Raw genomic sequence first — 23,906 nt, 5'->3', positions numbered from 1 at the left:
GCGCCCGACGAGGACGACCGACCTCAGGCGTCGCGGGCCGCGAGCTCGACCCGTTCGACGCCCCAGCCGAGCGCCTCGTGCCGTTCCACGCGCCAGCCCGCGCGCTCGGCGAGGCGTGCGACGTCGTCGGGCGTGCGCGGCGCGGCCCCGGTCGTGGCCAGGGAGAGCAGCGCGTGCTCGCGCGCGTGGGGGCTGAGCCCGTCGGGCGTGAAGTCCTCGACGAGGACGGCGCGCGGGGCCGCGGCGCGCATCGCGGCGAGGAGGTCGACGACCTCGTCGTCGGTGCGGTGGCCGGCCCCGAGCGCGCACACGGCGACGTCGGCGACCGGCCAGGCCGCGGCCGCGGCGTGCGCCGTGCCGGACCCCGCCTGCTCGCGCAGGACCGCGAGCGGGACGGCGTCCTCGACGAGCGTCGTCGTGCGCTCGCCGGGGACCTCGACGAGCAGGTCGGCGACGACGAGCGCGCCGGGTCCGCCGAGCGCGACGGACCGCGCGGCCGCCCACACCGGCCAGGTGGCGAGCCCCGTGAGCACGTACGGGAGCACGTCGGCGCCCTCGACGACCTCCGCGGCGCGCGCGGCGTCGGTCTCGACCTCGGCGCGCAGCGTCCGGCCGCGCGAGCGCGACCACGCCGGGACGCCGTCGCGGAGCGCGGGGGCGAGCACCGCGAGCGCCAGGATCGCGTCCGCCTCCAGCCCCTCGTACTCCTCACGCTCGTGCTCGTCGTCGAGGAGGTCCTCGCCCGCGTCGCCCAGGGCGACCGTGTCTCCGTCGAGCGTCACCACGCCCGACGCCGCGAGCACGTCCGCGAGGGCGCGCACCGCGCCCGGCGCGAGCTGCGCCGCCCCGGCGAGGGCCGCGAGGTCGCGCGGCCCCGCGGCGAGCTCGTCGAGCAGGCCGAGCTGCAGCGCGGCGCGGGTCGCGAACCACGGCACGGGAGACGGGACCCCCGTGGGCTGAGGCTCCGCCTCGGCCGTCGGCCCCTGAGCGGGTGCCGGGGAGGGCGCCGGCTCGGCGTGCCAGTAGCCCGTGACGTCGACGTGGGTGCGCGGCACGGCGCGCTCGCGCGTCAGGTAGCGCCGCACCGGCAGGAGCGCGCGGCTCTCGCTCGCCGCCCACGCGTAGACCTGGCCGGGCCACCACTCCAGGGCGCGCACAGCCTCGTCGAGCGCGGTGCGGTCGCCCTCCGGCGCGACGACCCACCGCACGGTGTCGCCCGCGCGCAGCGCCAGGTCCTGGCGTGCGGACTCGTCTCCGATCGTCACGACGACCTGGACGGGGACGTCGACCGGCCGCTCGTCGAGGAAGCGCCCGATCGCGGGCAGCGCCGTCTCGTCGCCGGCGAGCAGCGCCCAGTCGACGTCGTCGGGCCAGACGGTCGACGCCTTGGGCCCGACGAACCACAGCTCGCTGCCCGGGCGCGCCGTCTGCGCCCACGCCGCGGCCGGGCCGTTGCCGTGCAGCACGAGGTCGAGGTCGAGCTCGCCTGCCGCCGCGTCCCAGCGGCGCGGCGTGTAGTCGCGGCCCTGCCGGTTCGGCGCGGCCGGCCAGTCGATCCCGTGCGCGCGCTGCACGGGCAGCGCGGACGCGACGTCGCCGTCGGACGCGAGGACGATCTTCACGTGGTCGTCGAACCACGGCGCGTCGAACGCGGGCATCGGCAGGCCGTCGCGCTCGAACGCCCCGAGCTCGGGCCCGACGAGGGTCACGCGGCGCATCCGGGGCGTCACGTCGACGACGCGCGCCACCTCGACGCGCCGCAGCACCAGCGGGTGCGTGCGCAGGCGGTGCTGGGCCATCAGGAGAACTGCTCCTCGACGACGTCGAGGAGCCCCATGGCCTCGTGGTAGTCGCCGCGGATGGTCCACGTCGGCAGCTCGTACGCGTGGCCCGCGGAGAACGACGGCAGGACCGCGTACACCGGGTCGGCGGCGAGCGCGTCGACGTCGATCTCTGCGCCGTTGAAGCCGATGACGAACACGTTCGGCGCCGTGACCACGGACGTCACCTGCTCGGCCGACACCTCGAACATGTCGCCGCCCGGCGTGTACGGCTCGGCGCCCGTCTGCGCCTGGATCGGCTGGACCGCGAACCCGAGCCGCTCGAAGATCGCGGGCAGGCCCTCGCCCTCGTTGAGCGCGAACGTCTTGCCCTCGGACGTGAGCGCGAGGAACGCCGTCTCGCCCGCGGGGACGGTGATGGACTCGCCGACCTGGGCGAGGCGCTCGTCGTACCCCGCGGTCAGCTCGTCGAACCGCTCGGTGTCGTCGAACACGTCGACGGCGAGGAACTCGAACTGCTCCTGCCACGTCGTGTACGTGCCGCTCACGAGCACCGTCGGGGCGATCTGGCTCAGGCCGTCGTAGACGTCGGTGGCCTGCTTGAGCGGGAAGCCCCACCCGCCGCCCACGATGAGGTCGGGCTCCAGGGCGAGGATCGCCTCGAGGTTGAAGCCGTCGGCGCTCCACTCGATGAGCTCGGTGCCGTCCGCCTCGGCCTGGTCCTCCCAGAACGGCGAGAACTTCGGGTCCGGGTCGTCCGTCACCTCGGGCACCGTCGCGAGCACGGGGACGTCGAGCTCGTACAGGTAGCCCGCCAGGGCGTGGTTGAGCACGACGACGCGCTGCGGGTCGGTCGGGACGGTGACGTCACCCTGGTCGGTCGTCACGACCCGCTCGGCGGCGGTCTCGGACGCGGTCGACCCGGGGTCGGCGGACGGCTCGGCACCGGAGCCGGACGGCGTCGTCCCGGCGGAGCAGCCCGCCAGGGCGAGCGACGCGGCGGCGGCGATGGCGGCCAGTGCGGCGAGCGGACGGCGGGCGGGACGGCGTGACGACAGCATGGAACCTCACACTCGGCAGCAGGGACGCGGGGGCCGCACGGCGTACCGGGGCGCTCCTCGCGAGGTTAGGCTAACCACACCTGAGCGACGAACCGCGTCCGAACGTGACACGGCCCGTCCCGGACACGACACACCGGCCCGGGCCAGCCGGGCCCGGGGGAGAGGAGCGCGCATGACGCCGACCGCGCTGGGCGCCGTCGTCCCCGAGCACTCCGTCCGCTTCCTCGGGCACGACACCCACGCCCACGACGAGCCGCACCTCGTGCACGTCGTCGCCGGCACCGCGGAGCTCGTCGTGGACGGCACGCCCCTGACCCTGCGCACGCACGAGAACCTCTGGCTCGCCCCGCGCGTCCCGCACGCGATGCGCCTGCCCGGCGACTCCATGGCGCTCGGTCCCGTGCTGTCCCCGGGGATCGAGCCGCCCGCGCGCGTCCACCGCCTCGGCGTCGTGCCCGCGCTGACCACCGTCCTCACGGCGGTGCTGTGCGCGGCCCCGGCGACGCCCGCGCAGGTCGCGCCCTTCCGCGCCGCCCTCGAGGACGTCCTGCGCGGCCTCGCGGGCGACTACTTCGTCCTGCGGCTGCCCGTGCACCCCGTCGCGCGGGCCGTGGCGGAGGAGGCCCGCCGGGGCGTGGCGACGCTCGACGAGCTCGCCGACCGGCGCCGCGCCAGCGCGCGGCACGTCCAGCGGCTCTTCGTCGAGGAGACCGGGCTCGCGTTCGGTCGCTGGCGCACGCGGGCGCACCTCAACGTCGCGATCGCGCGGCTGCGCGGCGGCTCGCACCTCGACGCCGCCGCGCGTGCCGCCGGGTACGCCACCCGGGCCGGACTGCTGCGTGCCCTGAGCCGGGAGACCGGGCTGCCCGTCGCCGACCTCGCGCGCGACCCGGTCGCGGCGCTCGCGGCCCCGCACGGCGAGGCCGCGAGCGCGCGGGTCGTGGCGGCGAGCGCCTGACGGTGCCCCGCGCCGGGCCTACTCCTGCCCGGTCGGGGCCGTCCTGACGACCCGGTAGCGCAGCGCGGTCCGCGCCCCGACCTCCTCGACGCGCACCTTCTCCAGCACCGCCGGCGCGTCGCCGTCGAACAGGCGCACGCCGCCCCCGAGCAGGACCGGCATGACCTCGACGGCGAGCTCGTCGACGAGCCCCGCGGCGAGGAGCTGGTGGAAGAGGTCGGCGCCTCCGATGAACGTCACGTCGCGCTCGCCCGCGGCGTCGCGGGCCTGCCGGACCGCCGACTCGACGCCGTCCGTGACGAACGTGACCCACAGCCGCTCGTTGCGCTTCGGGGCGACGGCCGGGGGCGTGTGCGTGACGACGAAGATCGGCACCTGGAACTCGTAGCCGTCCGCGTAGCCGTCCGGGTCCGGGGCCATGTCGTACGTGCGCCGGCCCATGAGGACGGCGCCCGTCTGCTCCTGGAGCGCCCGCAGGTACGCGCTGCGCTGCAGCTCCTCGAAGTCCGCGTACAGCGCCTCGATGCTTCCGTCGGCGTCCTGGACGTAGCCGTCCAGCGACACCGCTGCTCCCGCGACCACCGTGGCCATGCCGTCCTCCTGGGTTCGAGATCCTGGGTCGTGGGGTGAGACCCTGCCCGCGCCGCCGACTCATCGGTCCCGGCATGGCCGACCCACCACCACGACCCACGAACCACGACTCGAGCCGTGGGCACGGGACACTGGGGGCATGACCGTCGAGAAGGATGCCGTGGACCTCGTGCCCGGAGACGCGCAGCCGTCCGCCGAGGTCGCGGACCCGGCCGTGCTCCCGGCGCGCGTGCGCGCTCTCCGCGAGCGGTCGGGCGGCGGGCGCGTCGTCGTCGGGATCGCGGGCAGCCCCGGCGCCGGCAAGACGACGCTCGCGACCCGGCTCGTGGAGGCGATCGGACCGGAGGCCGTGCACCTCCCGATGGACGGGTTCCACCTCGCGAACGCGACGCTCGACCGGCTCGGCCGCCATGACCGCAAGGGCGCGCTCGACACGTTCGACGGCGCCGGCTTCGTCGCCCTGCTGCGCCGGGTGCGCGCGGAGCGCGACCGCACCGTGTACGCGCCGTCGTTCCACCGCGAGGTCGACGAGCCCGTGGCCGGTGAGATCGCCGTCGAGCCGTCGCACGCGGTCGTCGTGGTCGAGGGGAACTACCTCCTGGTGCCGCAGGAGCCGTGGGGCCGGGTGCGCGACCTGCTCGACGAGGCGTGGTTCTGCAGCACCGGCGACGCCGAGCGCGCGCGCCGGCTCGTCGACCGGCACACCCGCCACGGCCGCACGGTCGAGGCCGCGACCGCCTGGGCCGCCGAGGTCGACGGGCGCAACGCGCTCCTCGTCGAGTCGACGCGGTCGCGCGCCGACCTCGTCGTGTCCGGGGCGATCGCCCTCGCCCCTCAGGCGAGGTCCACGTCCGCGTAGAGGGCGGCGTGGTCGGACGCCGCGTGCGTCGCCGACGTCATGGTGTCGTAGTGGGGGAACAGGGTGCCGTTCTTGCCACCCCACACGCCCCGGCGGAACACGGACCCGCCGACGGTGCGCTCGAACAGCGCGGGGGACAGCAAGACGTAGTCGATCTTCTGGCTCGCGGTCCCGTTGCCGTAGGTGCCCGGCCGGCCGTCGCCGCGGAACGCCGGGTGCTCGCTGACGTCGCGCAGGTCGGTCCGCTCCAGCAGCGGGCGCAGCGGGGTGGACGACGGCGTGTCGTTGAGGTCGCCCACGACCACGACGTTCTCCTCCCCGCGGGCGCGCAGGCCCGCGTAGATCGCGGCCGTGCGGGTCGCCTGCCGGCGGCGGGTCGCGTCGGACTCGGCCTGCGTGCCGTAGCCCTTGGACTTGAAGTGGTTGACGAGCACGGTGAGCGTGCCGCCGCCGGGCAGCTCGACGACGTACTCCGGGCAGTCGCGGCCGAACACCAGGCGCCCGCGCGAGTCGCGGTCGTCGACGTGCGAGCGGACGGTCCCGATCCGGTACGGCCGCGTCGTGAGCAGCCCGACGTCGATGCCGCGGTCGTCGTTGCCGTCGATGACCATGACGTGCGGGTAGACGGGGCGCCCGGACGGCGTGACGACGCCCGCGTCCGTGAAGTGCTTGAGCGCGACCCGGCTCTCGGCCTCGACCACGGCCAGCACGTCGGCGTCGACGTCCGCCACGACCCGGGCGGTGTGCGTCATGGCGAGCTCGTCGACCCGGTCCTTGACCAGGTCCACCCAGCCGACCCAGTCGCCGCGACCCGTCGCCACGACCTCGGTGCGCGCCGTGCCCGCCGCCTGCGAGCCGGTGCGGCGCACGAGCCGCCCCCGGACCTGGCGCAGCACCGCGAGCGCGGCGGCGTCCGAGCGCAGCAGGCCGAGGGTCTCCAGGTGCTGCAGGATCTCCGCCCGCACGCCCGGCCCGTACTGCTCCTCGGCGAGGAGCGCATTGACCCGGGCGTGGGCGGCCAGGACGGCGTTGCCGCCCGTGAGCGGGCCCGCCATCGCGCGCGGACGCTCGAACAGGTTCTCGACGTTGAACGTCCCGATCCGGAACCTCGCCATCGTGGTCTCCCTCGCGCGGTCCGGGACCCGGGGTGGGTGCGAGACGCGGACCGGCTCTACGAGGAGGGAGGGAGACGACGCCCGGTCCGGGACCTCGGGGCGCGGCGGTCGGTGGACGGGAGGGGAAGCCCGGCCGGTGTCACCGCCACCGGCCGGGCGGCCTGGGGAGCCGACCGGAGGACCGGTCGACGGACCCGTCAGCGTCTGCGCGGGGCGGGCGCCGACGGGTAGATGTCGCGGAACGCGGGCTCGAACGGGCGTCTGAGCATCCGCAGGCCCGCCTGCTCGGGCGTGCGGCCGCCCTTGGCGGCGTTGCACGGCTCGCACGCCGCGACCGCGTTGAGCCATGTCGTCGTCCCGCCCTGGCACCGCGGCACCACGTGGTCCATGGTCGTCGCGGTCCCGCCGCAGTACGCGCAGCGGTACCGGTCGCGGCGCAGCAGCGCCGCCCGCGAGTACGGCACGCGGCCCTGGCGCTCGTACACCCACCGGGTGTGCACGTACCGCACGAGCGCGACCGACCGCGGCCGCTGGTACGGGCCGAACGTCTCGCCCTCGACGGCCTCGAGGACCTCGGCGACGCGCCGGTGCAGCATGCGGATGGCGTGGCGCAACGACACGCGGCCGATCTCCTGGCTGCCGCCGAGGTTGTAGATGACCACCTCGCTCATCGTCGCGCCTCCTGTCGTGTCGGTGGCCGTGGCGGCCGCGCGGTGGGGCGTGACCTGGGGTGGACGACGAGAGCCGCCCCAGGACGGTGCCCCAGGACGGCTCTGCAGGTGGACGACGTACGTCGTCTACCTGAGGAGCGCCCTTCGGGACGGGTCGGTGGACCACTGGTGCAGCACGCGGGTCCACCTCCCCTTCACCGGTCGTCATGATCGTGCGTCCGGGCGGGTTCGACCGGACGCCACGAGGCTATGCCCGCGACCGCCCGACGTCCACGGTTTTGACCCGGCAGGTCGTCGCCGGCGTCAGGCGTCGGCCCCGGCCGGGGCGCTCGCCGCGCGGGGCCGCCCGGCGAGGGCGAGCTGGACGAGCAGCGCGCCCGACAGCACCCAGACCAGCCCCGCGGCCGAGATCATGCCGCCGGCGAGCCACGCGACCGCACCGGCGACGACGACGGGCACGGCGAGCGCGACGGCGGTGCGCGCGTCGCGCAGCACGGCGTGCACCCCGGCGGACACCAGCCCGTGCACGGCGAACGCGCCGACGAGCAGCGCGAGCTCGCCCGGGTCGAGCGCCCGCGCGGGCTCGTCCAGGACGCCTCCGAGCGCGCCCGCGAGAGTGGCCAGGGCGCCGGTCGTCACCAGGTGCAGGAACCACGCCGACCGTGGCGGCACCCCCGCAGGGCGCAGCAACGTGACGCCCGCGTAGCCCGACCGCACCGTGAGCGCCCACAGGGCGACGAGCAGCGTGAACGCCCCCGCGCCCGCCACGAGCAGCGTCCGGTCCCACTCGGCCCCGCTCGCGGCGTCGATCGCCTGGATGAGGCCCTCGCCGAGCACGATGATGACGAAGAGTCCCAGCCGCTCCCCGAGGTGCGGGACGTCGGTCACGGCCGCGTCGACCCTCGTCGGCACCTCGACGGCGTCCGCGCCCCGCCGTCCGCCCCGTCCGGTCCGCCCGGCCGTGCGCCGCGCGGACCCCTCCAGCGGGCGTTCCCGGTCGCCGCGCCCCGGACGGTCGCGCCGGGCACCCGGTCCGCGACCCCGGCGCTCGCGGACCTCGTCGAGGCGCTCCTGCGCGCGCCGCACGAGGCGCTCGCCCGAGAGGGTGAGGAGCAGGATGAGGTCGATCGCGAGGCCGACCGCCCAGAGCGTGTACCGCGTCTGCCCGTCGAACCACCACGACACGATCCAGGGCACGACCCCCGTCAGCGCCTGCACCACCGGCAGGTCGACGACGACGGTCGTGCGGCGCCACGGTCGCGCGGCGACGAGCCGGCCCACGACGTACGCGACCGCGAAGGCCTGCGCGTGCTCGTCGTGGATGCCGGGGACGGCGGCGATCATCACGGCGAGCGCCGCCATCCCGGCGAGGATCGGCAGCGCCCGGGCGCCCTCGCCCGCGACGTTGCCGTACGTGGTGAAGCACGCCCACACGAGCCAGAACGCGGTGTAGGCGATGACGTAGAGCGCGAGCCCGCCGCGGTCGTGGTCCTCCTGCAGCAGGTGGGCGAGCATCCCGATGCCCGCGACGACGACGAGGTCGAAGAAGAGCTCGAGCCACGACGCGTGGCGCTCCTCGCCGACGGGCGACGTCCCCGCGGCGGGGGCGGGCGTCGTCACGGCTGCGGGGCCTGCGGGGTCTGCGCGGGTTCCAGGGGCAGGTGCACGACGAACCGCGTGTCGCCGGGCACGGACGTCACCGTGAGGTCGCCGTGGTGCTTGTTGACGACGATCCGCCACGAGATGTCGAGCCCGAGCCCGGTGCCCTGCCCGACGGGCTTGGTCGTGAAGAAGGGTTCGAAGATGCGGGGGCGCACGTCGTCGGGGATGCCGGGCCCGGTGTCGGCGATCTCGACCTCGGCGCGGTCGTCGACGCGGCGCGTCGTGACCGTCAGGGTGCCGGCCCCGCCCATCGCCTGCGCGGCGTTCTCGACGAGGTTGGTCCACACCTGGTTGAGCTCGGCCGCGTAGACGGGCACGGGCGGGAGGTCGACGGCGTAGCGGCGCACGACCTCGACGCCCGCGAGCGCGTGGTCGAGCATCGTCAGCGTGGAGTCGAGCAGCTCGTGCAGGTCGACGGGCCGGAACGGCGCCCGGTCGAGCTGGGAGTACTGGCGCGCGGCGCCGACGAGGGTGGAGATGCGTACGGTGGCGTCCTCGATCTCGGCCATGAGCTGCTCGGTCTCGATCGTGTACGCGAGCCAGCTCACGGCCCCGGTGAGCGCTCCGGCGTCCACGCGCTCGGCGACGCGGTCGAGCCAGGGCTCGTCGATCCCGGCCTGGACGAGCGCTGGCGACACGCGCCAGCCCTCCGGGAGGCCGTGGTCGTCGAGCCAGTCCGTGAGGCGGTCCTCGAGGTCGGACGTCTCCAGCGCGCCGACGGCGTCCGCGGTCCGGGTGTCGGCGTAGCGCTCGAGCGCCTCCTCCTGGAGCCGGATGAGCTCGGCGAGGGTGGCGCGGTCGTAGGGGCCGTCGGCGATGAGCGCGAGCTTGTGCCGCATTGCGGCGACGCGCTCGCGCAGGGTCCCGGTCGCGCGCACCGCTGCGGCGGCCGGGTTGTTGAGCTCGTGCGTGAGGCCGGCCGAGAGCGAGCCGAGGGCGAGGAGGCGCTCGCGCTGCCCGACGAGCTGCTGCGCGTCGCGCGTGCCCCAGAAGACGCCCTCCAGCAGGTGCACCGCCATGGGGAACCACTCGGTCATGAGCTTGGCGAAGTCGTGCGCCTCCAGCACGAAGAGGCGCGAGGGCTCCAGGGCGCGCGCCGAGTGCAGGTAGGTCTGCGGGAGCCGGTCGCCGAGGTAGGCGTTCCACGCCCCCATGTACACGCCGACCTGGTGGGTGCGCGACACCTCGACCTCGTCCTCGCCGACGCGCCGGTAGAGCGCGACGCCGCCGTCGAGCAGGACGTAGAACGCCTCGGCGGGCGTGCCCTCGTGAAACAGCCAGCCCGCGTCGTGCCGCTCGACGTGGCCGGTGGCGCACAGCCACGCGAGCTGGTCGTCGGTGAGGTGCTCGAACAGGAACGTGGCGCGGAGCTCGTCGACGTCGCACGGCAGCCACCCGTGGACGGCGCCGGTCGAGGTGGGGCCGCCGGGGGCGCCCTCGGCGGGCGGGGTGGTGGTGGGGTCCTCGGTGCTGGTCACGGTGTCGCCTCCGGAGTTCGGGTCGGGGCTGTGTCGCGCGGGACAGGACGGTCAGAGCTGTTCGAGGTAGCGGTGCACGAGCATGACGGCCATGGCACCCTCGCCCACGGCGGACGCGACGCGCTTGGCGGACTCCGCGCGCACGTCGCCGGCGGCGAACACGCCGGGCACCGACGTCTCGAGGTGGTAGGGCGGGCGGTCGAGCGTCCACCCGGCGGGCGGGACGCCGTCGCGCAGCAGGTCGGGGCCGGCGAGGACGTACCCGCGCGGGTCGCGCACGACGACGCCGTCGAGCCAGTCGGTGCGGGGCGCGGCGCCGATGAACACGAACGCCCACCCGCACTCGACGCGCGTGGTCGCGCCGGTGCCGACGTCGCGCAGCTCGAGGCGCTCCAGGTGGCCGTCGCCCGACGCCGAGACGACCTCCGTGCGGGTCAGGACGCGCACGCGCGGGTGCGCCTCGACCTGCTCGACGAGGTAGGAGGACATGGACCGCGCGAGCGCGTCGCCCCGGACCACGAGGGTGACCCGTTTGGCCTCGCGGGCCAGGTAGAGCGCCGCCTGCCCCGCGGAGTTGGCGCCGCCGACGACGTACACCTCCTGGCCGTGGCACGCCGTGGCCTCGGTGAGCGCCGACCCGTAGAACACGCCGCGCCCGACGAGGTCCTCGAGCCCCGGCCCGTCGAGCAGCCGGTAGGACACGCCGGAGGCGAGGATGACCGTGTGGGCGTCGATCGACGACCCGTCGGGGAAGCGGACGCTGCGCGCGGGCCCGTCGACGTCGAGCTCGATCGCGTCGCGAGTCGTGACGATCTCCGCCCCGAACCGCACCGCCTGCCGCCGCGCGCGCTCGGCGAGCTGCGCGCCCGAGATCCCGTCGGGGAACCCGAGGTAGTTGTCGATGCGCGAGCTCTGCCCGGCCTGGCCGCCGGTCGCGGTGCGCTCGACGAGCACCGTGCGCAGCCCCTCCGACGCCCCGTACAGCGCCGCGCTGAGCCCCGCGGGCCCGCCGCCCACGACGACGAGGTCGTAGAAGTCGGCCGTGGGCCGCGTGGCGAGGCCGACCCGCTCGGCGAGCGTGGCATCGTCGGGCGCGACGAGCGCCTCGCCCTCGGGCGTGACCACGAGAGGGAGGAGATCGCCGTCGGTCTGCGCCGCGGTGAGCAGCCGCGCGCCCTCGGCGGACTCCGACGGGTACCAGCGGTAGGGCACGCGGTTGCGCGCGAGGAACTCGCGCACCTGCGACGAGCGCGCCGACCACCGGTGCCCGACGACGACGGTCTCGGCGGGTCGGCGTCGGTCGGTGACGGACCACGCCTCGAGCTGGGCGTCCACGACCGGGTAGAGCTTCTCCTCGGGCGGGTCCCACGGCTTGAGCAGGTAGTAGTCGAGGTCGACGACGTTGATCGCCTCGATCGCGGCCTCGGTGTCCGCGTAGGCGGTGAGCAGGACGCGCCGGGCGGCGGGGAACAGGTCCATCGCCTGCTCGAGCAGCTCGACGCCCGTCATGCCGGGCATGCGGTGGTCGGCGAGCACGACCGCCACGTCCTCGCCCCGCAGCGCGAGCTCGCGCAGCGCCGCGAGCGTCTCCGCCCCCGACTCGGCGCGCACGATCCGGTACCGGTCGCCGTAGCGGCGGCGCAGGTCGCGCGCGACCGCGCGCGAGACCCCGGGGTCGTCGTCCACGGTGACGATGGCGGGGCGGGTCGTCGCGGCGGTGGGTTCCACACGGCCTCCTCGGGAGCCACGGACGGGCGAGTGCCATCCTCCCGCCGTCACGGTCCCGCGTCCACGGCGGCGTGGCGCAGGTCACTCTTGACGGCCCGTCCCGCTGCGCTAGGTTAGGCAAGGCAAACCTCAGGTTGCCTCGTCGCGATCCGCGGCGGTCCTCTCCCCGTACCTGGAGCCTCGCCATGCTCTCAGCACGATCCGTCGCGCCCGCGCACGGTACCTTGACCGCCCCGGCCCTGCTCACGGGCGCGACCGCGGGCGACTACGCGAGCACCCTGCACGGCGTCGTCGACGACGTGGCCGCGCGCGTCGCCGCGGTGACGCAGCCCTGGTCGGGCGCGAGCCGTGCGCAGCTCGCGGCGCTCGTGGACGGCGTCGACCTCGACGCACCCGGCGTCGGCACCGACGCGGCGCTGCGCGAGGCCGCCGACCTGTACGCCACGCACGCGGTGTGGTTCCACGACCCCGCGTACGCCGCCCACCTCAACTGCCCGGTCGCGCTGCCCGCCGTCGGCGCCGAGGCGATGCTCGCGGCGATCAACACCTCCGTCGACACCTACGACCAGTCGACCGTGGCGACCCTCATGGAGCGCCGAGTCCTGGCGTGGACCGCGCGCCGGGTCGGGTTCGCCGCGGGCGACGGGGTGCTCACCTCCGGGGGCACGCAGTCCAACCTGCACGCGCTCTTCCTCGCCCGGGAACGCGCCGTCGAGCGCGCGGCCCGCGCGGGCGGGCCCGGCCGCGCGGCCGTGCTGCCGCGCCTGCGGGTCCTCGCCGCGGCGTCGAGCCACTTCAGCATCGCCCGGTCCGCGCTCCTGCTCGGCCTGGCCGACGACGCCGTCGTCCACGTCGCGGCCGACGCCGACGGCCGCCTCGACCCCACGGCGCTCGCGGCCGCGGTCGGCGCGGTGCGCGCCGCAGGCGACCTCGTCATGGCGGTCGTCGCGACCGCCGGCACGACCGACCGCGGCTGCGTCGACCCGCTCGCGGCCGTCGCGGACGTGTGCGACGCGACCGACGTGTGGCTGCACGTCGACGCCGCGTACGGGTGCGGGCTGCTCGTGTCACGGACGCGCCGGCACCTGCTCGACGGGATCGAGCGCTCGCGGTCGGTGACGGTCGACTACCACAAGGCGTTCTTCCAGCCCGTGTCCGCGAGCGCGCTCATCGTGTCCGACCGCGCCGACCTGGAGCGCGTCGCCCACCACGCGGACTACCTCAACCCGCGCGAGAACGCCGAGCCGAACCAGGTCGACGTGTCGCTGCAGACGACCCGGCGCTTCGACGCGCTCAAGCTCTGGGCGACGCTGCGCGCGCTCGGGCCCGACGGCGTCGGCGCGATGGTCGACGCGGTCTGCGACCTCGCCACTGCGGTGCACGCCGACCTCGCGGACGACCCCGACCTGCGCGTGCTCGGCCGCACCGACCTGTCCACGGTCCTGTTCCGCTACGAGCCGCCCGGCCTGCCCGCGGAGCACGCCGACCGGCTCGTGCCGCTCGTGCGGCGCGTGCTGTTCGAGTCCGGGCGCGCGGTCGTCGCCAAGACCGTGCTCGACGGCGTCCCGTGCCTCAAGCTCACCCTCCTCAACCCGACCGTGACGCTCGCGGACGTGCGCCGCGTGCTCGACCTCGTGCGCACGACCGCGCAGGCGCTCGTCGAGCGCGACGCGCTGCTGGGGGACGAGGACGACGAGCACGCCGCGGACCTCGTGGCCTCGCTCGCGACGGCCGGGGCGGTCGCCCGATGACCGGCGCCACGGCTCTGGCCTCGCACCCGACCCACGACGTCCCGACCCACGACCCTGCCCGCGTGCGCGACGTCGTCGGCGTGGGGATCGGGCCGTTCAACCTCGGCCTCGCCGCGCTGTCCGCGCCCCTCGACGACGTGGACGCCGTGTTCCTCGACGCCGCGCCGGAGTTCCGCTGGCACCCGGGGATGATGATCGAGGGCGCGACGATCCAGGTCCCGTTCCTCGCCGACCTCGTCACGATGGCCGACCCCACGTCGCCGTACTCGTTCCTCGCGTTCCTCAAGGCGACGGGCCGGCTCTACCCGTTCTACATCCGCGAGTCGTTCTACCCGCTGCGCGCCGAGTACGACGCGTACTGCCGCTGGGCCGCGGCCCGCCTGGGCTCGCTGCGCTGGTCGCGGCGGGTCGTCGCCGTCGAGCACGACCCGGGGGCCGACGCGTTCGTCGTGCGGGCCGAGGTCCTCGGCGCGGACGGCGCCGTGACGGGCACCGAGGAGCACCGGGGTCGCCACCTCGTGCTCGGCGTCGGCACCGCCCCGGTGCTGCCGCCCGCGCTGCGGGCGCTCGCGGACGAGGTCACGCGCGGCGAGCACCCGGGCGCCGGGCCGCTCGTGCACAGCGCGCAGTACCTGCCGCACCGCGACGCGCTCGCCGCCTCCGGGTCGGTCACGGTCGTCGGCAGCGGCCAGTCGGCCGCCGAGGTGTACCGCGACCTGCTCGACGGCGTGCACGGCGACGCGCGGCGCCCCGGGTACCGCCTCGACTGGGTGACGCGCTCGCCGCGCTTCTTCCCCATGGAGTACACGAAGCTCACGCTCGAGATGACGTCGCCGGAGTACACCGACCACTTCCACGCGCTGCCGCTCGAGCTGCGCCAGCTCCTCGGTCGCGAGCAGCGCGGTCTGTACAAGGGGATCAGCGGCGACCTCGTGGACGAGATCTACGACGCCCTGTACCGGCTGAGCCTGGACCGCCCGGTGCCGACGACGCTGCTCACGGACACCGAGGTCGTGGCCGCGCGCTACGAGCCGGGGGCCGGTGCGGCGGGGGAGTACGTGCTGCGCCTGCGCCACGCCCAGCTTGGCGTCGAGGTCGAGCGCCGCACGCGCGCCCTCGTCGCCGCGACGGGCTACGCCGCGGCGGTGCCCGCGTTCCTCGACCCCGTGCGCCACCTGCTCCGGTTCGACGAGCTCGGCCGGTTCGACGTCGCGCGCGACTACACGGTCGACGACGCGCGCCGCGTGCACGTGCTCAACGGCGAGGAGCACACGCACGGCATCACCGCGCCGGACCTCGGGTTCGCCGCGTGGCGGAACGCGGTGGTGCTGCGCACCGTCACGGGGCGCGAGGTGTACCCGGTGGAGGAGCGGATCGCCTTCCAGACGTTCGGCCTGCCCGCCGACGCGGTCACGTCTCCCACCACGCCCCCTGCGGGCGCGCCCGTGCCCGCCGGCGAGCGCGCAGGAGGGGAGGCCCGATGAGCACGGTGACCACCACCCCGCCGTCGTCCGCGGCCCCGACGGGCGACCGCGCTCCGGCCGCGACCACGGACCCTGCGTTCGCCGTGCGGGTCCGCCTCGGCGCGGGCCGTGCGGACGTCTCGCTCGACGTCGTCGACCCGGCGCGCGACGCCGCGCTCGTGCAGGGCTGGCTCGCCCACCCGCGCTCCGCGTTCTGGCAGCTGGGCCACCTCGACGTGGACGGCGTGCGCGCCTACCTCGGCGAGGTGACCGCCGACCCGCACCAGGACGCGTGGCTCGGCCGCGTCGACGGCGAGCCCGCGTTCCTCGTCGAGACCTACGACCCGGCGCGCGTCACGCTCGCCGGCGTCCCCGCCGCCGTCGCGCTGCTGGAGCCGGGCGACGTGGGGATGCACCTCCTCGTCGCGCCGCCGGCCGGACCCGCGCGCAGCGGTCTCACGTCCGCGGTGATGGGCGCCGCCGTGCGCTTCTGCCTCGACCCCGCCGGGCGCGGGGCGCGGCGTGTCGTCGTCGAGCCCGACGTGCGCAACGCCGCGATCGCGGCGAAGAACGCCGCGGCCGGGTTCCGCGTGCTGCGCGAGCTCGAGCTGCCGGGCAAGACGGCGCACCTCGCGGTCGCGACCCGCGCCGACCTGGACGCGAGCCCGCTGGGCGACGGCGTGGACCTCGCCCCGCACCTGCGGCCCGACCTGGCCGACCGCGCGCACCGCCACCTCGTCGCCAAGGCGATCGCCGAGCTCACGCACGAGCGCCTGCTCGCGCCGCGCGCTGTGCTCGGGCCGGTCGAGGCGAACGGCCCGGGCGAGTACGTGCTGCCCGTCGCGGGCGGCGCCGTCGAGTACCGGTTCGTCGCGCGCCGCTACGCGCTCGAGCACTGGGTGCTCGACGAGGCGTCGATCCGGCGGACCGCCGTGTCCGGGGACGCGCCGGGGGAGTCGGGCGCGCGGCGCGACCTGCCGGTGGACGCGCTCGACCTCGTCGTCGAGCTCCAGCCCGACCTCGACATCCCCGACGACCTGCTCGCCACGTACCTCGAGGAGGTGTCCTCGACGCTCGCGAGCGCGACCGCCAAGACCGAGCGCTACGAGCGCACCGGCGGTCCGAGCGCCGTCGACCTGCTGGGCGCCTCCTTCCAGGAGGTCGAGGCGGCCATGACCGAGGGGCACCCGGGGTTCGTCGCGAACAACGGGCGCATCGGGTTCGGCCTCGCGGAGTACCGGGCGTACGCGCCCGAGAACGGCGGGCGCGTGCGCCTCGTGTGGCTCGCCGCGCGGCGCGAGCACACGCACCTCGCGCTCGGCGCCGGGCTCGACGAGGCGTCGCACTACGCGGGCGAGCTGTCCGACGACGAGCGCGCCGCGTTCGCGGACCGGCTCGCCGCGCGCGGCCTCGACGGGGCCGACTACCTCTACCTGCCCGTGCACCCGTGGCAGTGGGAGCACCGCGTGCCCATCACGTTCGCCGCGGACGTCGCGCGCGGCGACCTCGTGCCGGTCGGGCAGGGCGCCGACGAGTACCAGCCGCAGCAGTCGATCCGCACGCTGTTCAACCTCACCCGGCCCGGCCGCCACTACGTCAAGGTCGCGCTCGCGATCCAGAACATGGGGTTCCTGCGCGGGCTCTCGCCCGCCTACATGCGCGACACCCCCGCGATCAACGACTGGGTGGCCGACCTCGTCGCCGCCGACCCCGAGCTCGGCGGCCGCGGCTTCACCGTGCTGCGCGAGCTCGCCTCGATCGGGTACACCGGCGACGTCTACCACCGCACCACGACCCCGTCCCCGCACCGCAAGATGCTCGCGGCCCTGTGGCGTGAGAGCCCCGTGCCGCGCACCGCGCCCGGGGAGCGCCTGGCCACCATGGCCTCGCTCCTGCACCGCGACCCCGACGGCGCCGCCCACGCGACCGCGCTCGTCCGGGCCTCCGGGCTCGACCCCGCCGACTGGGTGCGCGCCTACCTCGACGCCTACCTGCGGCCCCTGGCCCACGCGCTGCTCGCGCACGACCTCGCGTTCATGCCGCACGGGGAGAACCTCATCCTCGTCCTGCGCGACCACGTCGTCGTCCGGGCCGTCATGAAGGACGTCGGCGAGGAGATCGCGGTCCTCGGCGACGCGCCGCTCCCGCCCGGGGTCGAGCGCGTGCGCGCCGTCGTCGACGACGAGGAGAAGGCGCTCGCGATCTTCACCGACGTGTACGACGGCGTCCTGCGCCACCTCGCCGCGATCCTCGCCGGGGACGGCGTGCTGCCCGAGGACCGGTTCTGGCGCCTCGCCGCCGAGTGCCTCGACGCTCACCGCGCCGACCACCCCGACCTGCGCAGCGGCGTCGACCTGCGAGCCCCACGGTTCGCGCACTCGTGCCTCAACCGGCTCCAGCTGCGCAACACGCTCCAGATGGTCGACCTCGCCGACCAGTCCGCGTCGCTCCTGTACGCGGGGACGCTCGCCAACCCCGCCGCGCGGGACGCCTGACGTGGTCGCCACGGGAGTGCCGGAGGTCCCGCCCGGCGGGTTCGCCGTGCACCGCGACGCGTGGGGCGTCCCGCACGTGCGCGCCGCCGACGAGCTCGCGCTCGCGCGCGGCCAGGGGTACGTCACCGCGCTCGACCGCGGCTGGCAGATCGAGGTCGACCGGTGGCGCGCCGAGGGCCGCCTCGCCGAGCGCATCGGCGAGCCCGGACTGGTGTGGGACCGGTTCGCCCACCGCGTGCGCCTCGCCGACACCGCGCGCCGCGCCTACGCGGCGCTCGCGGACGACGACCGCGCCTGGGTCGACGCGTACACCGTCGGCGTGAACGAGGGCCTGGAGCGCGGGCGCGACGTGCCCGAGCTGCACGCCCTCGCCGACCCGGGATGGCCCGGTGGGGGCGACCTGCCGCCGCACGAGCCGTGGCCCGCGTGGGCGCCGCTCGGCGTGTTCCTCGTCGCGCACGTGCTCTTCTCCGGCTTCCCGCACGTGCTGTGGCGCGACCACGTCGCCCGCACGCTCGGCGCCGCCGTCGCCCGGTCCGCGCCCGACGTGCCGCTCGCCGAGGTCCTCGACCTGCTCGCCGTCGACGGCGGTCCCGGCTCGGGGTCGAACGCGTGGGCGCTCGCGGGCGCGCGCACGCGGAGCGGGGCGCCGCTGCTCGCGGGCGACCCGCACCGTCTCCTCGAGCTGCCGGGCGTCTACCAGCAGGTGCGCCTCGCGTGTGACGACTACGACGTCGTCGGCCTGGCGTTCCCGGGCGTGCCCGGCCTGCCGCACTTCGGCCACGCCGGCGCCGCGGCCTGGGGCGTGACGAACGCCATGGCGCACCACGTCGACGTCGTCGCCGAACGCCTGCGCCGGAGCGCCGACGGCGGGGTGGAGGCGCTGGGACCGGACGGGCACGAGCCCGCGGACGTCGTCGTCGCCACGGTGCGCGTGCGTGCCGCGGGAGGGCCCGTGGAGCACCGGGTGGAGACGGTCGAGACGGCGCGCGGGGTCGTCGTGACGGGCGGGCCGGACGATCCCGACCGCACGTTCGCGGTCCGGCTGCCCGCGCGCGTCGACGCCGACCTCGGGGTCGCCGCGTGGCGGCGGCTGCTGCGCGCCCGCTCGGCGCGCGACGTCACGGACGCGTTCGCGACGTGGGTGGACCCGGTGGACCGCGTCCTCGCGGCGGACCGCGACACGGTGCTGTCGGTCACCGCCGGCCGCGTGCCCCGCCGGGACCGCGGCGAGCGTGCCCTGCCGCTGCCCGCGTGGTCCGACGCCGCGCGCGCCCGGCCGTGGGTCGTGCCGCCCGCTCCCGTGGTCGTCGAGGACGTCGCGGTCGACGCGAACGAGCGCCCCGGACGTCCGGAGATCGACCTGGGCCACACCTACGCGCCGCCCCACCGCGCGCGGCGGATCCGTGCGCTGCTCGACGCCGCGGGAGACGACGCGACGGCCGCGGACCAGGCCCGGGTGCACGCGGACACGCTGCTCGGCGGCGCGGACGACCTGCTGCGCTGGCTCGGCGCGCCGCCGGGCGTCAGGTCTCCGGGCGTCGAGGACGCGTCCGGCTCGGCGGACGGTGGCGACCTCGCGTCGGCGCGCGCGGCCCGCCGCCTGCGCGCGTGGGACCGCCGCATGGACGCGGACAGCGCGGACGCGGCCCTGTTCGCCGCGTGGCGTGCGGCGCTCGTGCGCCGGGTGGCCGAGCACCCCGCCCTGGCGCCCCTGCGCTCGCCGCACGGGCTCGACACCCGGCTCGACACCGTCTTCGCGCCGTGGCTGTCGGTCACGGCGCGCGTCGCGGACGCGCTGCCGGCGCTGCTCGGTGCCGCGTGGCTGGGGATCGACGGGACGGGCGAGGCGTGGGCCGCGCTGCGGGAGGTCGCGCACGATCCCGTGGGCGCGCACGACGACGGCCCCCTGGGGCCGGTCCGGGGTCTGCCGGACCCTGACCGCACGAGGACCGTGCCGGTGTGGGGCGACGGCCACCGCGTGCTCGGCCGGCACGTGCTGCTCGACGTCCCGGGTGCCGCGGTGCCGCGCGTGCCGCCGCTGCCGCTCGGCGGCGACACGGACACCGTGCGCTGCACCGCGAGCGTGCCCGGGATCAGCGACGTGTGCGTGCGCGGGTCGGTCGCGCGCTGGGCGTGGGACCTGGCCGACCGCGACGCGAGCCGCTGGGGCGTGCCGTTCGGCGCGAGCGGGGATCCCCGCTCGCCGCACTTCACCGACCAGCTCGCGGCGTGGGCGGCCGCCCAGACCGTGCCCGTCGTGACCGACTGGACCCTGCTGCGCCACGAGGAGAGCCGATGACCACCCCCGCGACGACCGCGAGCCGCCCCGAGGTGCCGACCGGACCGCCCGGCGAGGCCGACCTCCCCGCGCCCGCTGGTGCCGTCGCTCCCGCGGGGAGCGGACGGTTGCGGACGGGGGCGCCCGGCGAGCTCCTGCTGACGCACGACGCCCCGGGCGGCGGTCGCCTGACGCTGCGCGTGCTCGACCCCGACGCCGACCTGGACGTGCTGCACGACTGGGTGACCCAGCCGCGGGCACGCTTCTGGGGTCTGGCCGAGCTCTCCCGGGCCGAGCTGCGCGACCTGTACGCGTACGTCGGTTCGCTGCCCACGCACCACGCGTTCCTCGTGCGGTGGGACGAGAACCCCGTGGCGCTGCTGCAGACGTACGAGCCGGAGCACGACCCGGTCGGGGACGCGTACGCGGCGCGGCCCGGCGACGCGGGGGCGCACTTCCTGCTCGGGGCGCGGGGCCCCCGGGGCGCGGACCTGTGGGGCGCGGTCGGCCCGCTGCTCGTCGGGTTCTGCTTCGCCGACCCGCGCGTGGACCGCCTCGTCGTCGAGCCCGACGCCGCGAACGAGCGCGCCCACGCCCGGGTGCGCGCGCTCGGCTTCGAGGTCGCCGACCGGGTGCGCGTGGGCGAGAAGGACGCGGTCCTGGCGTTCCTCACGCGCGAACGGGCCCGCGATCTCCTCGACGCCGCCGCGGCGGTCGCGCGCGACTGACGTCCCGCGCGGGACGCACCCTCCGTCAGGCCGGGCAGGGCATCGGCCCGTGCGCGCCTCAGCGGGGGCCGGCGACGGCGTGCCCGGCGTCGCGCAGGGCGCGCGTGGCCCGGTCGAGCTGGTCCTCGGGCACGAGCACGAGGTCCGCGTGGAACGTCGAGGCGACGAAGACGGCGATGCCCGCGTCGGCGAGCGGCCCGACGACGGAGGCGAGCACCCCGGTCGTCGCCAGGTCGTGCGCCGAGCCGTAGAACCCCGCCCACCGCTCGGCGTCGTCGAAGGGCGACGCGTGCCGCACGACCGTCAGGCCCTCGGGGGCGCGCACGAGCGCGACCCACTCGTCGTCCTCGGGGAACGTGGCGCCGGGGACGTGGGCGAGGAGGAAGCGGTCGGGGACGACGTGCATGTCGAGCGAGGTCATGGGCGGCACGGTAGCCGCCCGCACCCACACGACGTCGGCTCACCGCGGGTGCCCGGGCGCGACACGGTCCGGGGGCGAGAGCAGCGGTCAGCGGGCGAGGCGCTCGACGACCGCCCCGTACAGCCACGGGGCGGCGCTCGCGGCGGGCACGATCGCGCCGCGGGCGGGGCTGCCAGCCCAGGCGAGCAGCCCTGCGGTCAGGACGCGGTAGTCGCGCGTCGCGCGGACCCACGCCCGCTCGTAGGCCGCGGCGTCCTCCAGGTGGCGCACGACGGCGTCGGCCTGGGCGAGCCCGACGCGCACGCCCTCGCCCGTGAGCGCGTCGACGTACCCGGACGCGTCGCCGACGAGGCGCACCCGCCCGGCCGTGCGCCGTCGGGCCTGCTGGCGCAGCGGCCCGGCACCGCGCACGCGCCCCAGCACCGGTGCGCCGCGCAGGTGCTGCGCGAGCCCGGGAAAGGCGTCCAGCCCGGCGGCGGCGCCGCTGTCCGGGCCGGAGCCCGTCTCCCGGCTCGCGCGGGCGCGGTGGGTGAGCACGGCGACGCCGACGACGTCGGGCCCCACCGGGGTCACGTACGCCTCGGCGTGCGGGGCCCAGTGCACCTCGACGAGGTCGCTCCAGGGGGCGACGGAGTAGTGGGTGCGCAGTCCGAACCGGGCGCGCCCGCGCGGGGGGGCGTCGAGCCCGGTGAGGCGCCGGACGGTGGAGTGGAGCCCGTCGCAGCCGAGCACCCAGCCGGCGCGCACGACCGAGCGCGCCCCGCCGTCGTCGCGTGCGGCGTCGAGCGTGACCTCCACCCCGCGCTCGTCCTGGCGCAGCGCGCGCAGGGTCGCGTGCTCGATCGCGACGCCCTCCGCGAGCGCGCGCTCGCGCAGGGCCGCGTGCAGGGCCGTGCGGCGCACCCCACGGCCCGGCCCGGCCGCGAACGGGTGGTCGGCGTGGCGGGTCGCGTCGCGGTAGCTGATGCCGGCGAGCGGGTGCCCGGGCGGGTCGACGCCGAGCGCCAGCACCGCGGCGAGCGCGCCGGGCAGCAGGCCCTCGCCGCACGCCTTGTCGATGACGCCCGCGCGACGGTCGACCACGACGACGTCGTGCCCGGCGCGGCGGGCGTGCAGCGCGGCGGCGAGCCCGACGGGCCCGCCGCCGACGACGAGCACGTCGGTGCGCGCGGGCGTCACGGCGACGCCGGGCGGGGCCCGCCCGCGGTGGCGAGGACGAGCGCGCGCTCCTCGGCCGGGATGCGGAACCGGGCCAGCAGCACGGCGTTGAGGACGGTGAACGCGAGCGCCGTGACCCAGCACGAGTGCACGAGCGGCAGGGCGACGCCCTCGACGACGACCGCGACGTAGTTGGGGTGGCGCAGCCACCGGTACGGACCGCGTGCCACGAGGGGAAGGCCGGGCACGACGATGACGCGCGTGTTCCACCGCGGCCCGAGCGTCGCGATGCACCACCAGCGCAGCCCCTGGCTCGCGAGCACGAGGGCGAGCATGGGCCAGCCCAGCCAGGGCAGGAAGGGGCGGTCCGCGAGCCACGCCTCGGCGACGCACGCGAGCAGCAGCCCGGTGTGCAGGGCGACCATGGCGGGGAAGTGCCCCCGGCCCGACTCGACGCCGCCGCGGGCGAAGGACCAGCGCGCGTTGTGCGCCGACACGACCAGCTCCGCGAGGCGTTCGACCGCCGTGGCGCCGACGAGCGCGACGTACCAGGTGAGGCTCATCCGCCCGCCCCCGCGCGGGGCGCCCCGCGACCGTCGAGGCGCAGGAGCACGAGCTCGGTGCTCACGCCGGGCCCGAACGCCATGAGCACGGCGGGCGTGCCGGGCTCGACGGCGGGGCGCGCGAGGGTCGCGGCGAGGACGTGCAGCACGGACGCGGACGACAGGTTCCCGACGTCGCGCAGGGACGCGCGGCTGAGCGCGAGGTCCTCCTCGGCGAGGCCGAGCGCGTCGCGCACCGCGTCCAGGACGCGCGGGCCGCCCGCGTGCACGACCCACGCGCCGACGTCGGCCGGCTCGAGGTCGTGCTCGGCGAGGAGCGCCTTCACGTCGCCGAGCAGGTGCGCGCCGATGAGCTCCGGCAGCCGCGCGGACAGCACGATCTCGAACCCCGTGTCGCCCACGCGCCACCCGAGGTCGCCCGTCGTGCCCGGGTGCAGGTGGGAGCGGGAGTCGACGACGCGCGCCCCGCGCGCCCGGCCGCCGTCGTGCGCGGCCCGTCCGTACGGGCCGGGGCGTCGCGCGAGCGGGTGCTCGTCGCCCACGAGGGCCGCCGCCGCCGCGCCGTCGCCGAAGAGGCCGGACGCGACGAGGTTCGCCGTCGACGGGTCGCCGCGCTGCAGCGTCAGCGAGCACAGCTCGACCGCCACGAGGAGCGCGACGTCGCGCGGGCGTCCCCGCAGCAGGTCGTCCGCGCGCGCCAGGCCCGCCGCGCCCCCGGCGCACCCCCACCCGAACGACGGCGTGCGCCGCACGTCGGTGCGCAGGCCCAGCCGGGCGGCGACCAGCACGTCGAGAGTGGGCGCGCCGACGCCCGTGACGGTCGTCAGGACGACGTGGTCCACCTCGTCCGCGCGCAGCCCCGCGTCGTCGAGGGCGGCCCGGCAGGCGCGCTCCGCGAGGTCCGTGCCGAGCGCGAGGAACGTGTCGTTGGCCGACCCGAACGACAGCCCGCCGTAGTCCTCGACCGGCAGCGCGAGATGACGGGTCTCCACGCCCGCGTGGGCGTGCAGGCGGCGCGTGACCGCACGCCGTACCGGGTCGTCCGTGAGCAGCTCGCTCGTGACCCGGGAGATCTCGTCCTGGCGGTACGCATGGTCGGGCAGCGAGGTCCCGACGGCGACGACGCGCGACATGCCCGCATC

At 76.5% G+C, this 23,906-nt stretch carries 19 protein-coding genes; 7 read left to right on the top strand and 12 right to left on the bottom strand.

What is annotated here, in order from left to right; translation table 11 throughout:
• Positions 1-23: 23 nt before the first annotated feature.
• Both ACZ402_RS10860 and ACZ402_RS10855 read right to left on the bottom strand, forming a co-directional pair.
• The gene (locus ACZ402_RS10860; protein WP_375823682.1) at positions 24-1,799 is read right to left on the bottom strand and encodes a siderophore-interacting protein; all 1,776 of its coding nucleotides are present in this window, start codon (positions 1,797-1,799) and stop codon (positions 24-26) included.
• The gene (locus tag ACZ402_RS10855; protein WP_375823681.1) at positions 1,799-2,842 is read right to left on the bottom strand and encodes an ABC transporter substrate-binding protein; all 1,044 of its coding nucleotides are present in this window, start codon (positions 2,840-2,842) and stop codon (positions 1,799-1,801) included. The genes ACZ402_RS10860 and ACZ402_RS10855 overlap by 1 nt, the downstream gene beginning before the upstream one ends.
• Before the next feature lie 172 nt (positions 2,843-3,014).
• Here ACZ402_RS10855 and ACZ402_RS10850 point away from each other — a divergent pair, with 172 nt between their 5' ends.
• The gene (locus ACZ402_RS10850; protein WP_375823680.1) at positions 3,015-3,800 is read left to right on the top strand and encodes a helix-turn-helix domain-containing protein; all 786 of its coding nucleotides are present in this window, start codon (positions 3,015-3,017) and stop codon (positions 3,798-3,800) included.
• Positions 3,801-3,818: 18 nt separating this feature from the next.
• On the opposite strand, the gene ACZ402_RS10845 is transcribed toward ACZ402_RS10850, so the two are convergent.
• The gene (locus tag ACZ402_RS10845; protein WP_375823679.1) at positions 3,819-4,391 is read right to left on the bottom strand and encodes a dihydrofolate reductase family protein; all 573 of its coding nucleotides are present in this window, start codon (positions 4,389-4,391) and stop codon (positions 3,819-3,821) included.
• Between the two features lie 139 nt (positions 4,392-4,530).
• Between ACZ402_RS10845 and ACZ402_RS10840 the strand changes: the two genes are divergently transcribed.
• Positions 4,531-5,250 (top strand): nucleoside/nucleotide kinase family protein, encoded by a 720-nt coding sequence (locus ACZ402_RS10840; RefSeq protein ID WP_375823678.1) that lies wholly within the window; start codon positions 4,531-4,533, stop codon positions 5,248-5,250.
• Here ACZ402_RS10840 and ACZ402_RS10835 read toward each other — a convergent pair.
• From ACZ402_RS10835 to ACZ402_RS10815, 5 genes are all read right to left on the bottom strand, one after another.
• Positions 5,226-6,365, bottom strand: a complete 1,140-nt coding sequence (locus tag ACZ402_RS10835) for an endonuclease/exonuclease/phosphatase family protein (RefSeq protein ID WP_375823677.1) — start codon at positions 6,363-6,365, stop codon at positions 5,226-5,228. The genes ACZ402_RS10840 and ACZ402_RS10835 overlap by 25 nt on opposite strands.
• A 197-nt stretch (positions 6,366-6,562) precedes the next feature.
• Positions 6,563-7,036 (bottom strand): HNH endonuclease, encoded by a 474-nt coding sequence (locus ACZ402_RS10830; protein ID WP_264030521.1) that lies wholly within the window; start codon positions 7,034-7,036, stop codon positions 6,563-6,565.
• 303 nt (positions 7,037-7,339) lie between these two features.
• Complete coding sequence (locus ACZ402_RS10825; protein WP_375823676.1) at positions 7,340-8,656, bottom strand: low temperature requirement protein A; 1,317 nt, start codon at positions 8,654-8,656, stop codon at positions 7,340-7,342.
• Positions 8,653-10,176, bottom strand: a complete 1,524-nt coding sequence (locus ACZ402_RS10820; RefSeq protein ID WP_375823675.1) for an ATP-binding protein — start codon at positions 10,174-10,176, stop codon at positions 8,653-8,655. Before ACZ402_RS10820 ends, ACZ402_RS10825 begins: the two co-directional genes overlap by 4 nt.
• 51 nt (positions 10,177-10,227) lie before the next feature.
• Complete coding sequence (locus tag ACZ402_RS10815) at positions 10,228-11,904, bottom strand: NAD(P)/FAD-dependent oxidoreductase (protein ID WP_375823674.1); 1,677 nt, start codon at positions 11,902-11,904, stop codon at positions 10,228-10,230.
• A gap of 185 nt (positions 11,905-12,089) precedes the next feature.
• On the opposite strand from ACZ402_RS10815, the gene ACZ402_RS10810 reads away from it, so the two are divergent.
• Genes ACZ402_RS10810 through ACZ402_RS10790 form a run of 5 tightly spaced genes read left to right on the top strand, consistent with a single transcriptional unit; the run spans position 12,090 to position 20,622 of the window.
• On the top strand, positions 12,090-13,655 hold the full coding sequence (locus tag ACZ402_RS10810; RefSeq protein ID WP_375823673.1) for a pyridoxal phosphate-dependent decarboxylase family protein: 1,566 nt from the start codon (positions 12,090-12,092) through the stop codon (positions 13,653-13,655).
• Entirely contained in the window at positions 13,652-15,139 is a 1,488-nt protein-coding gene (locus ACZ402_RS10805) for a lysine N(6)-hydroxylase/L-ornithine N(5)-oxygenase family protein (RefSeq protein ID WP_375823672.1), read from the top strand. The genes ACZ402_RS10810 and ACZ402_RS10805 overlap by 4 nt, the downstream gene beginning before the upstream one ends.
• Entirely contained in the window at positions 15,136-17,613 is a 2,478-nt protein-coding gene (locus tag ACZ402_RS10800) for a GNAT family N-acetyltransferase (protein WP_375823671.1), read from the top strand. Before ACZ402_RS10805 ends, ACZ402_RS10800 begins: the two co-directional genes overlap by 4 nt.
• A 1-nt stretch (position 17,614) precedes the next feature.
• Entirely contained in the window at positions 17,615-19,915 is a 2,301-nt protein-coding gene (locus ACZ402_RS10795) for a penicillin acylase family protein (protein WP_375823670.1), read from the top strand.
• Positions 19,912-20,622 (top strand): GNAT family N-acetyltransferase, encoded by a 711-nt coding sequence (locus ACZ402_RS10790; RefSeq protein ID WP_375823669.1) that lies wholly within the window; start codon positions 19,912-19,914, stop codon positions 20,620-20,622. The genes ACZ402_RS10795 and ACZ402_RS10790 overlap by 4 nt, the downstream gene beginning before the upstream one ends.
• Before the next feature lie 58 nt (positions 20,623-20,680).
• Here ACZ402_RS10790 and ACZ402_RS10785 read toward each other — a convergent pair whose 3' ends face one another.
• The 4 genes from ACZ402_RS10785 to ACZ402_RS10770 all read right to left on the bottom strand — a co-directional run bounded on the left by ACZ402_RS10785 (position 20,681) and on the right by ACZ402_RS10770 (position 23,897).
• A complete protein-coding gene (locus tag ACZ402_RS10785) occupies positions 20,681-21,043 on the bottom strand; it encodes an ACT domain-containing protein (RefSeq protein WP_375823668.1) in 363 nt (120 codons plus the stop codon).
• Positions 21,044-21,130: 87 nt separating this feature from the next.
• Positions 21,131-22,222 (bottom strand): NAD(P)/FAD-dependent oxidoreductase, encoded by a 1,092-nt coding sequence (locus ACZ402_RS10780; protein ID WP_375823667.1) that lies wholly within the window; start codon positions 22,220-22,222, stop codon positions 21,131-21,133.
• Positions 22,219-22,764, bottom strand: coding sequence for an isoprenylcysteine carboxyl methyltransferase family protein (locus tag ACZ402_RS10775; protein ID WP_375823666.1), 546 nt, complete (start codon positions 22,762-22,764; stop codon positions 22,219-22,221). The genes ACZ402_RS10780 and ACZ402_RS10775 overlap by 4 nt, the downstream gene beginning before the upstream one ends.
• Positions 22,761-23,897, bottom strand: coding sequence for a type III polyketide synthase (locus ACZ402_RS10770; protein ID WP_375823665.1), 1,137 nt, complete (start codon positions 23,895-23,897; stop codon positions 22,761-22,763). The genes ACZ402_RS10775 and ACZ402_RS10770 overlap by 4 nt, the downstream gene beginning before the upstream one ends.
• Between the last annotated feature and the right edge of the window lie 9 nt (positions 23,898-23,906).

Source organism: Cellulosimicrobium sp. NPDC030954 (assembly GCF_055571305.1).
Note: the sequence above shows the minus strand (reverse complement) of the source record. Positions and strands in the feature narration are given on the sequence as shown.